This is a genomic window from Vibrio sp. QJM3NY_27 (genome assembly GCF_057785955.1).
On sequence record NZ_CM173511.1, the window covers coordinates 2,438,800 to 2,452,342 of the forward strand.

A 13,543-nucleotide genomic window follows, 5' to 3' on the forward strand; every position below is an offset into this window, starting at 1 on the left:
CTATCCCTAAAAGGTCATTGAAGTTCTATATTTCTTTGATTCTTCGAACAAAAAAGCACCAAGCTTCCTGCAAATTAAAATATCAATTGATAAATTATTTATAGACAGTGAGTTAGAGCTATCAAAACCCAAACAAAAACTGTTTTTTTTACCGCATTACGACAAAGCAGATTGCTGTGTTTACCGACCACTGCTATAGTTCACAGCTGCTATCAATGGATTGACTAATATTTAAACAGCTAACCATTCATAAGCAAGTAAATGAGTAGATGACTCAGATTAGACAGTGCTGCAATCGGCGTAAGACACGGTCAACTGAGTTCCTTATCGCTCTACTCACGTACACTCATGTTGAGTATTCACCGCCACATCGCGGATCATAGGCTAACTCCCTATGATGACTGACGTGCCCCAGAGCATCCCTACTCCAGCCGGGAGGCTGCACCGATAAAGCCATGGGATCTGGCACCATGAGAAACGAATAAAGCGATAAGACCAATGATGAAAATAAGAAAAGACAATGAGAATTTCTAAATGAAAAGAATGTTAATTAACGCAACTCAAAAAGAAGAGTTGCGTGTCGCTTTGGTTGATGGCCAGCGACTGTTCGATCTAGATATCGAAAGTCCAGGTCACGAGTCAAAGAAAGCGAATATCTACAAAGGACGTATTACCCGTATTGAACCAAGCCTAGAAGCGGCATTTGTTGATTACGGCGCAGAACGTCACGGTTTCCTCCCTCTTAAAGAAATTGCCCGCGAATACTTCCCTGAAGGTTATACATACCAAGGCCGTCCTAGCATTAAAGAAGTGCTAAGAGAAGGACAAGAAGTAATCGTACAAGTTGAGAAAGAAGAACGTGGTAGCAAAGGCGCTGCACTGACAACTTTCATCTCTTTGGCGGGTAGTTACTTAGTTCTTATGCCTAATAACCCTCGTGCTGGCGGTATTTCTCGTCGTATCGAAGGTGATGAACGCACTCAACTGAAAGCAGCATTAAGCACTCTTGAGCTTCCTCAAGGCATGGGCTTAATCGTGCGTACAGCAGGTGTTGGCAAAAGTGCAGAAGAGCTAGAGTGGGACTTGAACGTTCTATTGAATCACTGGGGCGCTATTAAGCAAGCTTCTGATTCAAATGCAGCTCCTTTCCTTATTCACCAAGAAAGTAACGTTATCGTTCGTGCGATTCGTGACTATCTACGTCGTGATATTGGCGAGATTCTAATCGACAGCAATACTATTTTTGAACGTGCACAAGCGCACATTCAATTAATACGCCCAGATTTCATGAATCGCGTTAAGAAATACGATGGTGAAGTGCCACTATTTAGCCATTACCAGATTGAAAGCCAGATCGAATCAGCTTTCCAACGTGAAGTTCGTCTTCCGTCTGGTGGTTCTATCGTGATCGACCCAACAGAAGCTCTAACTTCTATCGATATCAACTCTGCTCGTGCAACAAAGGGCAGCGATATTGAAGAAACAGCGCTAAACACTAACCTAGAAGCAGCCGATGAAATTGCACGTCAATTACGTCTACGTGACCTAGGTGGTCTTGTTGTTATCGACTTCATCGATATGACTCCGGTTCGCCACCAACGCGAAGTTGAAAGCCGTCTACGTGATGCCGTTCGTTTAGATCGTGCACGTGTTCAGATTGGTCGTATTTCTCGCTTTGGTCTTCTAGAGATGTCTCGTCAACGTTTGAGCCCATCACTAGCAGAAGCAAGCCACCACATTTGTCCTCGTTGTACAGGTACTGGTGTTGTTCGTGATAACGAATCTCTAGCACTTTCTGTTCTACGTTTGATTGAAGAAGAAGCTCTGAAAGACAACACAGCACAAGTACTTGCTGTTGTGCCTGTTCCAATCGCCTCTTACCTTCTGAACGAAAAACGTCGCTCAGTAAACCACATCGAGAAGAACCAAGAAGTTAAGATCACTATTGTTCCTAACTCTGACATGGAAACACCACACTTTGAGGTTATCCGTGTTCGTGAAGGTGAAGAGTTCGATCTACTCTCTTACTTGCTGCCTACCAAGCTAGAAGCTTTAAAAGAAGCAGAAAGCAAAGAACCAGTAGAACAGACTATTCGTCCTAAGAAGATCGAAGAGCCTGCTCTGAAAGGTTTCGCGGCTCCAGCTCAATCAGCACCTACTCCTGCTCCAGCACCTAAAGCTGTTGAAGAGAAGAAAGTTGAACCAGCTGCAACGCAAGAACCTAGCCTAATTGGTCGTTTCTTCAAAGCTATCGGTAGCTTCTTATTTGGCTCTTCAACTCAAGAAGAGAAGAAAGAAGAAGAGAAGAAAGAAGAAAAACCTAAGAACAATCGCAACAACGGTAACCGTCAACGCCGTGATCGTAACGACAACCGCCGTCGTAACCAACGTGGTGACCGTGGCGAACAACGTAACGAGCGTGGTGACCGTAGCGAACAACGTAATGAACGTGGTGACAATCGCAACGAAAACCGTGACAACAAACGCCGTCGTAAACCTGTACGTGATGAGAAACCTGAAGAGCAAAAAGAAGCAGCTCCACAGCAAACTCGTCAGCCTCGTAAGCCTAAGCAAGATCGTCGCAATAAGCCACGTGATGAGCAGAAGCAACAAGAAGAGCAAGTACCATCTAAATTAGCAGAAGAAGGTCTACAGCTAGCGGCAGAAGCTCAAGCTGATAAACCAGAAGCGCCAAAGGCGAAGCCTGAAGCAAAAGCTGTGAAAATTAAAGAGCGTCGTCAACGTCGTAAACTGAACAAACTAGTTCGAGTTAAAGACCAACAAGCTCAAGCAGAAGCTGACAACAATGCCGATAACGCTTCAAAAGAGCAAAAGGCACAAACAGCAAATCACGAACAAGCTGTAGCTCAAGAGCAAAAAGTTGCGGAACAAGTAGAAGCAACTCAAGTAAATGCTGAGCAAACAGAACAGGAAGAGCCGAAGCAACGTCGTAACCGTCGTTCTCCACGTCACCTACGTGCAAGTGGTCAACGTCGTCGTCGCGGTCGTGATCGTCGCCCTAACCCATTCCGCCTACGTAAAGGTGGTGTAGCTTCTCCTGAGATGGCTATGGGTAAAGTGATGCCTCGCTTCATTCCAAAACCTCACCACAATCAGACAAAACCTGAAGTGGCGGAAATGAACGTTGCTGTTGAAGCTCAAGTTGCTACTGAAACTCAAGTTGCTGTTCAAGCTCAAGAGCAAAATACAGCTCAAGAGAATGCACCTCAAAGCAACGTAGTGATGGCTGGCGGTTTTGCTTGTCCTGAATTAGCTATGGGTAAAGTAATCATCTCTCGTGAAGACGCAGTTGTTGCTGAAGAAACTCGCTCTGAAGCTCAGGTAACTGAAGCTCCTGTAGTCGTTGAAACTGAGAAAGTTGAAGCTCCAGTGATTGTAGAAGCGACGAAAGTCGAAGCGGCTGTTGCAGTAGAAGAGACAACACCAGTTGTTGAAGCTGAAGCACCTAAAGCTGAAAGTGCAAAAGTTGAAGAAGCGCCTGTTGTAAAAGCAGAAGCTCCTCAAGCTGCACCAAAAGCAACGGTTGCTAAGAAGCAAGCAGGCTCACCAATGACTAAAGCTCCTGGTCCACAAGAGATCAAAGAGATTGAAGTTGTTGCAGCTCCGTTCCGCGCTGAGCGTTTTGTACCGAAAGGTGCAGGTAGTCAGGCAGCGTCGAACCAAGCTGGCGCAGGTATGACTAAGCCAAACTACTAGCGATTACTGATAGATAATCACAAGTAAATAGAATCAAAGGCTGCTTATTAAAGCAGCCTTTTTCATATCTACTAATCGAATAAAAATTAACAGATATATTACTCAAAGTTAGGTTCAACCTTGAACTTAGTCACATTTTTGGGTAGCATTCGCGCACTTATCTTTTCGACACTTCGCTATTGCCGCTCTTTTCCATCACTGTTTGGCTACGCAATACACTCGTGTCGGTAAATCCATTTTTAGCATAGCTGAGCAAACATGTTCGAATTCCCACAATTTTCAAAGCACTCTGTAAAGAATGACGTGCTTTCAGGTCTTACAGTAGCCCTAGCTCTGGTACCTGAAGCCGTAGCATTCGCCTTTGTTGCTGGCGTTGACCCAATGGTTGGTCTTTACGCAGCATTCATCGTAGGTTTAATCACTTCCGTTTTCGGTGGTCGTCCAGGTATGATTTCTGGTGCAACTGGCGCAATGGCCGTTGTAATGGTGAGCCTAGTGGCAACCCATGGCGTTCAATACCTATTCGCAGCCGTTATGCTGGCTGGCCTTCTGCAAATTGCAGCGGGTGTATTCAAGTTAGGTAAATTTATCCGTATCGTTCCACACCCAGTAATGATTGGTTTCGTGAACGGTTTGGCAATTGTGATCTTCCTAGCTCAGCTTGGTCAATTTAAAGCGCCAGACGTAACGGGTGCATTAACTTGGTTACCAAGCGGCCAAATGACACTGATGTTAGGCCTAGTCGCACTCACTATGGGTATCATCCACTTCCTACCTAAGCTAACAACAGCAGTACCATCTTCATTGGTTGCTATTGTAACGGTAACGGCTTTGGTTGTAGGCCTTGATCTTGAAACTCGTACTGTTGTTGACTTCCTACGTACTATGTCTGGTGACGAAGCCGCTACGCTAGCGGGCTCTCTACCAACGTTCTCTATTCCTGCAGTTCCGTTTTCTTTCGAGACACTTCAGATCATCCTGCCATACGCAATTATCCTTGCAGCTATCGGCCTGATCGAGTCTCTACTGACACTAACGGTACTAGACGAGATGACAAACACTCGTGGCCAATCTAACCGTGAATGTGTTGGTCAAGGTATGGCTAACGTAACGTGTTCTGTATTCGGAGCGATGGGTGGGTGTGCGATGATCGGTCAATCGATGATCAACGTAAACTCAGGCGGTCGTGGTCGTCTTTCAGGTATCGTAGCGGCAGTTGCACTACTGATGTTCATCCTGTTTGGTTCTGCACTGATTGAAATGATTCCTCTAGCAGCACTTGTGGGCGTAATGTTCATGGTTGTTATCGGTACGTTTGAATGGGCAACCTTCAAGCTTGCGCGTCGCGTTCCTAAGCAAGATTTCTTCGTTATCGTTCTGGTTACCGTGGTAACAGTACTAACGGACCTTGCGGTCGCTGTTGGTGTGGGTGTTGTTGCTTCGGCACTAATGTTCGCATGGCAACATGCTAAACACATCTACGCAGACAAATCAGTTAACGCTGAAGGCTCTAAAGAGTACAAAGTTAACGGCCCAATCTTCTTTGGTTCAACCGCTAACTTCCTTGAGTTGTTTGACGCATACAACGATCCACAAGATGTTATCGTTGATTTCGCCAACTCACGCGTAACAGACCACTCTGCAATTGAAGCGATCGACACGATTGCTGACCGTTACGCTGCACTAGGTAAAACACTTCACCTTCGCCACCTAAGCCAAGACTGTGTTGCTATGCTGCACAAAGCCGGTAGCTTAGTTGAAGCGAACGTTGCAGAAGACCCAATCTACAAAGTAATGTCTAAGTAAGCTTAGTCATGGCTTAAAGCTAGATTTAGAAAGGCCGACATTCGATGTCGGCCTTTTTTATATCGATGAACCTTGATACTTTATCGCCCAACCAAGAACACAGCCTCTACACTAAATTGAACGCAGTATCGCTTCGCTAGACTCTTCGATTAAATCCAACACCAACTCAAAGCCATTTCCCTCACCATAATAAGGATCCGGTATCTCTTGATATTGTGACTCTCCAAAGCTCAAGAATAGCGCAAGTTTGTATTGAAGGTGGGCTGGACACTGATTCGTTAGATCATCTAAATTCGCCTTATCTGCGGCTAGTATTAAATCAAACTCATCAAAATCATTCATCACTACCTTGCGAGACGTAATACCTTTAAAGCTGTAGCCACGCTTTTCACCGGCTGACTTAGAACGTGAATCTGGTGGATTACCTTGATGAAAGCCAATCGTCCCCGCAGAGTCGACCACAACATCAATCCCTATCTGCTGAGCTTTCTTTCGAAGCACCGCTTCACCTGTTGGCGAACGACAAATATTCCCCATGCAAACAACGAGTATCTTTTTCATCCGTAATCACCTGTTCTTCCGATGGTTTTTGCTATCGTTAAGTTAAGCTATGATAGGCGCAATCACAACTTAAAAGGATTTGTTATGTCGACCGAAGACAACAAAGAACAACGCCATAAAGCAAGACAACAGAAAGTAAAAGAACAAGTTGATGCACGAGTGGCTGCAGCACAAGAAGTGAAAGGCTTATTGCTGGTTATTACTGGTAACGGTAAAGGAAAATCAACATCCGGTTTTGGTACCATTACACGTGCAGTTGGTCATGGTAAGAAATGTTCCGTTGCACAATTTGTCAAAGGGACTTGGGATAACGGCGAAAAGAACGTTCTTCAAAAACTGGATGTGGAATTCCAAGTTATGGGAACCGGCTTCACTTGGGAAACCCAAAACAAGGCTCAAGATATCGAAGCCGCACAGCGCGTGTGGAAAGAGTGTCAGCGCATGCTGGCCGATGAGTCGATTGATGTAATTCTGTTTGATGAGCTGACTTACATGGTGAGCTATGGCTATATCGAACTGGATGAAGTGGTGGAGGCTCTCAACAACCGTCCGAAAATGCAATCTGTGATCATTACCGGTCGTGGTGCGCACCGCACTCTGACAGACATGGCGGACACAGTATCTGAAGTTCGTAACGTGAAGCACGCTTTCGAATCCGGTGTTAAAGCACTACAAGGTGTCGACTGGTAATCGCATTCAACTAGAGATCCCCGACTCGGTCATTCTTCCCTCTCGAGGATGACGACCCCTCAGTGTTACTCCCCTTAATAAAGGACGAGCACCGATCGTCATTCCCTAGAACGAGGAACGAGTCTCATAGGGAATCTCTTTGCTTACTAAGCCCGGATAATAATCAGCATCCAAAAAAAAGCGCTATTCCTACAGTAGGAATGGCGCTTCTTTTATATGCGAGTTAGGCAAAGGTTAGTTAAAGAAACCTTTCAACAAACCGTCAACCGCTTCTTTGGTCTTCTCGTCTTTGATCTTATCCGTTAGCTTATTCACGCCACGGTCGATCTCTTTTTGTGCTTTTTGCTTCAACACATCATCAAAAACAAGCGCAAATTTCGGGTCAGCCCATTGGCCTGTTACCTTAATTGGGATGGTCACATCTTTCAGGTCATCAATGTTCTTACCGCCCTGACCTTCAAGCGAACCAACAATCGATGTACGAACAAGGAAGTCGACCGTTTCATTGATGAAGTTTGCTTTACCTTGACCTGTCACGCGTAGCAGTGGTGACTGTGCCGATAAGTCGTTCGTTGAAACCCAACCTTTGTCGACCTTCAGTGTCGCTTTCATTGCACTGAAGTCCGTTTTTTGAGCTTCATTTGTGCTTTCAACTTTTTCGCCTTTGATCTTAGCGTAATTTTCTCGAATCAATTGAGCAACGTTGATGCCATTCACCGCACCATCTTCAAAGTTAATCACGATCGTGCCGACTAGGTTCTTCTTGATTCCTGTTGGCGTCAGGCTCTTACCTTTAACGTTAACATCGATATTACCCGTCCCTTCCAGCATGTCGTTGTTCGCTACATCAACCAGTAACGGTTGAACCTTCACACCTCTAATTTTCTTCTTAGCAGTGTAGGTCGCTGGTGTTTTACGAGCGTCTAGCTTAGCGGTCGCAGAAATAGAACCTTGGTAAAGATTCGATGTGAATGAGGTTAGCTCTGCGATACCACGGTTAACCGAAAATGCCGTTTTAACATTCTGCATCTTCGCATTGCTCGCCTTGAACTTATCAATCGTGATGTCACCTTTCACGTCGAGCGTTTTCAATGCAGAAAGATCAGGTTCGACTTCTTTAGCAGGAGCTGAACTACCAGAGTTTGACGTTGAGCCACCAGCAGAACCAGAAGGAGCTGTGCTCGCTGTTTCTGTTGTATTGCCTAAGCCTAAGAACTCATCTAAATCAATATTCGGGCTATGAAGAGAGAAACGAACCTTTGGTATTTCAGATAGGGTTACGTCTGCTTTACCGTCTAAAGCAATAGCGTTAGCTTGTAGCTTCTCTAACACAAAGCTCAGGTGGCTCTTATTAATATCGAAGCTTAAATCAGACAGCATGTCGACTTTCATTGGAGACTGAGGAAGCGTGTCGCCTTTGAATGTTGAGTCTAACGTTAATTTGTTCAGCGTTACTTTTGAAATCGCGCTATCGACGGTAAGTTCGCCGCCACCTTTAAGATCAAGGTCAAGGCCAGCCGCATTACCGATTACAGCGTAAGTCAGTTGGTTTACCTTATCGAACTCAAACGTATTCAAACCAATCTTTGCTGACTCAATCGACGTCGTTGGATCATTGAACTTAGCGTTTAAGTCAATATTACGCAGTGCGTAACTTGCGAAGCCTTCCGCTAATTTGAATTCTGCACTACCGTTTGCAGAGAACTTCTGTTGATTGTTTTCACCAGAAGCGGCAAATGTCGCAGTTGTCCATGTATCAACAGCAAACTCAGAAAGATTCAAAGACACATCGTATAGCTTAGTGAATGAACCTGCTTGCTTGTCGTCCATCTCAAACAACGCATTTGAAACAGTGACGCCGGCAAGGTTGATTGTCCAACCAGATGCGTCTGTCGCACTTTGTTCTTGGGGCGCAGGTGTTGATTCAGAACTTGCGTCAGCTGCAGGCTCAGACTCTTGAGGAGCTGATGCTTGCGTTAGCGCGTCGATATTCTTACGACCATCTTTAAGCGTTTCTAAATAGAATTCTGCACCATCTAGAGTAATGTTGCCGATCTCTAGTTGGTTGCTAAATAGCGGGGTAACCGAAACATCAACGCCAACGGTATCAACCTTAAACAGATTTGGTTGGGTGAATCCTTCAGGGTTACGTAATTCAGTTTGACCAAGTTCGAAGCCAATAGATGGGAAGAATTGCCAGCTGATATCGCCCTCGATCACGAGCTCTAGGCCTGTGTGTTTTTGGGCTTGTTCGACAATTAATGGCTTAAATTGGTTAGGGTTCACTAACAGCACTAGTGCCAGAATTGCTGCAACGACAACAAACACTGGTACAGCTATGAAAATGAGTAGTTTCTTCATCCGCATATTCCTTGCTTAGATTCCAAAAGAAAGTGGCACTATAAAAGTGCCACTGATTCGGTAAAAAATAAAGCTAAGTGAGTCACTTAGGCAAAATTTTATTCGATTAAGACTTCAACAACTTCGCAATGTGCGCTTTTAGCACGTCAATCGCAATACGGTTTTTACCACCACGAGGAACGATGATGTCTGCATGTTGTTTTGAAGGCTCGATAAACTGCATGAACATTGGACGTACTGTTTCTTGATATTGCTTAAGTACCGTGTCCATTGTACGACCACGCTCTTCTACATCACGCTTAACACGGCGTAGTAGACAGATGTCTAACGGTGTATCCATAAACACGCTTGCGTGCATTAGTTTACGAAGACGCGGGTCTGTTAGAAGCAGAATACCTTCTAAAATGATCACTTTCTTAGGTGTAAGTGTAGTCGTTTCAGAAGTACGTGTGTGTTCTGTGTAGCTGTATTCAGGAACTTCTACCGCATTGCCACTCATTAGCTGCTGTAGGTGTTCACATAATAGATCATGATCCAGTGCATTTGGGTGATCGTAGTTAGTTTTAACACGCTCTTCCATACTCAAGTGGCTTTGGTCGCTGTAGTAGCAATCTTCCGTGATAACACCAATTTGATGGTCGCCTACTTTCTCGCGCAACTCATTATAAATTGTACTAGCAATCAGACTTTTTCCTGATGCTGAAGCGCCAGCGATACCTACGATGACACATTGATTATTATCAGACATTAATTTTGCACCCGATATGGTTTGGTGGTGGGAAGAGATAAACCGCCTGATTATAGGGGCTAAACAACATAGATTCTAGTCGCCATTCTAGCTAATTGCAGTCAAATTGATGTTATCTATACATTAAATGAATACAATCGTTTGCTTTCGAATAACTGGCGTACAACTATTTGCACAAACCCAACGGCTCTTTAGCCAAATACAAAAGCTATTTATCTCACCCAAACATTATTTATATGGCCTTAAAACTTATCTACTCTAATCAACCATAGAAAAGTTGATCGCTTCCGGTCTCGCTTTTCCCGTCCAAAACATTTTCGCAGCCACATTTTCAGCCAATTCTAAGTAATGACGAGTGTGTTCGCTGTCCGGGCGACGTATAACCGTAGGGCAACCCGCGTCAATGTCTTCTCGTACATCAATATGCAGTGGAATTTGCGCCAAAATATCAAGAAAGAACTCTTCAGACATGGCTTCTGCACCACCAGCACCGAAGATATGCTCTTTTTCGCCACAGTGACTACAAATATGGTAGCTCATGTTTTCCACTAGGCCTGCAACTGGCACGCTCACTTTATCGAACATCGCCACACCTTTACGTGCATCGGCTAAAGCCAAGTCTTGAGGTGTCGTCACGACTACCGCGCCCGTTACTGGGATTTGCTGTGAAAGTGTGAGCTGAATATCACCTGTGCCCGGTGGCATGTCGATAACAAGGTAATCTAAATCAGGCCATACGGTTTCGTTAACAAGCTGACCTAAAGCCTTCGCTGCCATTGGGCCACGCCAGATTGCAGCATCATCTTTCGACACAAGATAGCCAATAGAATGAGTGAAAATGCCATGCGCCTCGATTGGCATCATCCATTTGTTGTTCTGTACTTCTGGCTTTGCATCCAGTTGACCGAGCATCATAGGCACAGATGGACCATAGATATCCGCATCCAACAAGCCCACCTTTGAACCTGACTTAGATAACGCAAGCGCGAGGTTTACCGAAGTTGTCGATTTACCCACCCCACCCTTTGCCGACGTCACGGCGATAATGTTCTTAACGCCTTTCAATGGTGTTGCGACTGTAGTTTCTAGCGCAGACGGCTTCACTTTTACTTCAAACTGAAAAGTGCTGACAAGCTGTTGTTCAATCTGGGAGTTGATCCACTGTTCCAATTCAACCGCGAGCTGATTAGCGGCAAAAGGCAAGGTAATGACAAATGACCCACGAGGATCAACCGATACAATATTTTGGTGTAGCGCCCACTCTGGGATGAGGATTGGTGACTCGAACTCATTCAACCATGAACAGAAATCTTGCTTAGAAGTAAAGTTACGCATTGGGGCTCCTTTTTTTATTTATGCTATCACCCACGAGATGAAGACTGAACCCCTAAAAAACTAGGGGAATCCTTTGTCTGATACCTTGGCGTATCACACGTTATAAAGTAGTATTACCTCTCAAAATTTATACCTATCAAAAAAGCGAATTATTAAGTATGGCAACTGATCCAAGACAACTTTTGGTAACTTGTGCGCTTCCGTACGCTAACGGCTCTATTCACCTTGGCCATATGCTTGAGCATATCCAAGCTGATATCTGGGTTCGATACCAGCGTCTACGTGGCAACACTGTAAACTTCATCTGTGCTGACGATGCTCACGGCACGCCAATTATGCTTAAAGCTCAACAGATGGGTATCACGCCAGAAGAGATGATCGCTGCTGTTAGTGAAGAGCACCAAAAAGACTTCGCTGGCTTTGATATCAGTTTTGATAACTACCACAGCACACATAGCGAAGAGAACCGTGAACTGGCTTCTCACATCTATCTAGAACTTAAAAAGAACGGCTTCATTTCTAGCCGTACTATTTCTCAGCTTTTCGATCCTGAGAAAGAGATGTTCTTACCAGACCGCTTCGTAAAAGGTACTTGCCCTAAGTGTAAGTCAGAAGACCAGTATGGTGATAACTGTGATAACTGTGGTGAGACATACAGCCCAACTGAGCTAATTAACCCTAAATCAGCGGTTTCTGGCGCAACTCCAGTAATGAAAGATTCTGAGCACTTCTTCTTCGACCTACCTCAGTTCGAAAGCATGCTTAAAGAGTGGACTCGTTCTGGCTCTCTACAGAATGAAACTGCAAACAAAATGCAGGAATGGTTCGAGTCTGGTCTGCAACAGTGGGATATCTCACGTGATGCACCTTACTTCGGCTTCGAAATCCCAGGCGAGAAAAACAAATTCTTCTACGTATGGCTAGACGCTCCTGTTGGCTACATGGCTTCTTTCAAGAACCTATGTGACAAGCGTGACGATCTAAACTTTGACGAATACTGGAAGAAAGACAGCACAACTGAGCTTTACCACTTCATCGGTAAAGACATCGTTTACTTCCACAGCCTATTCTGGCCTGCAATGCTAGAAGGCGCTGGTTTCCGTAAGCCAAACAACGTATTCGTACACGGCTACGTAACGGTGAACGGTGCGAAGATGTCTAAGTCGAAAGGCACATTCATCAAAGCAAGCACGTACTTAAATCACCTAGACCCTGAGTGTCTGCGCTACTACTACGCTGCGAAACTAAACAGCCGTATCGATGACCTTGACCTTAACCTTGAAGACTTCACTCAACGTGTAAACGCTGACGTCGTAAACAAGATTGTTAACCTAGCGTCTCGTAACGCTGGCTTCATCACGAAACGTTTTGAAGGCAAACTTGCTGCTGAATTTGCAGAACCTGAGCTATACAACGAATTCGTTGCTGCTGCAGAGCGTATCGGTCAGCTATACGAAACTCGTGAGTTCAGCCGCGCTATCCGTGAAATTACTGCACTAGCAGATAAAGCTAACCAGTACATTGACGAAAAAGCACCTTGGGTTCTTGCGAAAGAAGAAGGTAAAGAGAAAGAGCTTCAAGAAGTTTCTTCTGTCGGTATTAACCTATTCCGCGTGCTAATGGCTTACCTGAAACCAGTTATGCCAGAGCTTGCGGCTCGCACTGAGGCTTTCCTAAACGAAGAACTAACGTGGGAAGCTATTGCTACACCGCTAACTGATCACGAAATCACTAAGTTCAAAGCGCTGTTTAGCCGTATTGATCCGAAGAAAGTGGAAGCAATGATCGAGTCTTCTAAAGAAGATTCAGCCGCAGAAGCAGCTGCGAAAGAAAAAGCAGAAGCTGAAAAAGAGCAAGCAAGCCAAACTGAGCTAGACAAAGAGCCAATCGCAGACGAGATTGAGTTCGATGCCTTTGCAGCAGTCGATATGCGTATTGCTCGTATTATCTCATGTGAAGAAGTACCAAAAGCGAACAAACTACTGAAGTTCCAACTGGACATCGGTGGTGAAACTCGCCAAGTATTCTCTGGCATCAAGTCAGCATACAAACCTGAAGAGCTAGAAGGCAAGCTAACCGTAATGGTTGCAAACCTAAAACCTCGCAAGATGAAGTTTGGTATGTCTGAAGGCATGATCCTAGCCGCGGGCCCTGGTGGCAGCGACCTGTGGATCCTTGAGCCACACGAAGGTGCTCAACCTGGTATGCGTGTAATGTAATTCTGGCTTCAGTCAGATAACAAGCACTCATAACGAAATCCCTAATGCACTTTTAACTTGAATGAGTTAATAAGCATTGGGGATTTTTTATATCTACCGAAAATAA

Annotated in this window: 8 protein-coding genes; 4 read left to right on the top strand and 4 right to left on the bottom strand. The window is 44.8% G+C overall.

Annotated elements, in window-relative coordinates:
• Positions 1–534 precede the first annotated feature (534 nt).
• Both rne and AC3CIA_RS10800 read left to right on the top strand, forming a co-directional pair.
• Positions 535–3,717, top strand: a complete 3,183-nt coding sequence (gene rne, locus AC3CIA_RS10795; RefSeq protein WP_488518112.1) for a ribonuclease E — start codon at positions 535–537, stop codon at positions 3,715–3,717.
• Positions 3,718–3,975: 258 nt separating this feature from the next.
• Complete coding sequence (locus AC3CIA_RS10800; protein ID WP_004733998.1) at positions 3,976–5,523, top strand: SulP family inorganic anion transporter; 1,548 nt, start codon at positions 3,976–3,978, stop codon at positions 5,521–5,523.
• Between the two features lie 111 nt (positions 5,524–5,634).
• Here AC3CIA_RS10800 and AC3CIA_RS10805 read toward each other — a convergent pair whose 3' ends face one another.
• A complete protein-coding gene (locus tag AC3CIA_RS10805) occupies positions 5,635–6,084 on the bottom strand; it encodes a low molecular weight protein-tyrosine-phosphatase (protein WP_428783287.1) in 450 nt (149 codons plus the stop codon).
• An 84-nt stretch (positions 6,085–6,168) separates the two neighbouring features.
• Between AC3CIA_RS10805 and cobO the strand changes: the two genes are divergently transcribed.
• Complete coding sequence (cobO, locus tag AC3CIA_RS10810; RefSeq protein ID WP_428783288.1) at positions 6,169–6,774, top strand: cob(I)yrinic acid a,c-diamide adenosyltransferase; 606 nt, start codon at positions 6,169–6,171, stop codon at positions 6,772–6,774.
• Between the two features lie 234 nt (positions 6,775–7,008).
• Here cobO and AC3CIA_RS10815 read toward each other — a convergent pair whose 3' ends face one another.
• The 3 genes from AC3CIA_RS10815 to apbC all read right to left on the bottom strand — a co-directional run bounded on the left by AC3CIA_RS10815 (position 7,009) and on the right by apbC (position 11,218).
• Positions 7,009–9,135 carry an AsmA family protein gene (locus AC3CIA_RS10815; protein ID WP_488518113.1) on the bottom strand — a complete coding sequence of 709 codons (2,127 nt, stop codon included), beginning with the start codon at positions 9,133–9,135 and terminating at the stop codon, positions 7,009–7,011.
• A gap of 106 nt (positions 9,136–9,241) precedes the next feature.
• Complete coding sequence (udk, locus tag AC3CIA_RS10820; protein ID WP_004734002.1) at positions 9,242–9,883, bottom strand: uridine kinase; 642 nt, start codon at positions 9,881–9,883, stop codon at positions 9,242–9,244.
• Between the two features lie 258 nt (positions 9,884–10,141).
• Positions 10,142–11,218, bottom strand: coding sequence for an iron-sulfur cluster carrier protein ApbC (gene apbC, locus AC3CIA_RS10825; protein WP_054547250.1), 1,077 nt, complete (start codon positions 11,216–11,218; stop codon positions 10,142–10,144).
• Positions 11,219–11,376: 158 nt separating this feature from the next.
• Here apbC and metG point away from each other — a divergent pair, with 158 nt between their 5' ends.
• Positions 11,377–13,437, top strand: a complete 2,061-nt coding sequence (gene metG / locus AC3CIA_RS10830; RefSeq protein WP_237300083.1) for a methionine--tRNA ligase — start codon at positions 11,377–11,379, stop codon at positions 13,435–13,437.
• Positions 13,438–13,543 lie beyond the last annotated feature (106 nt).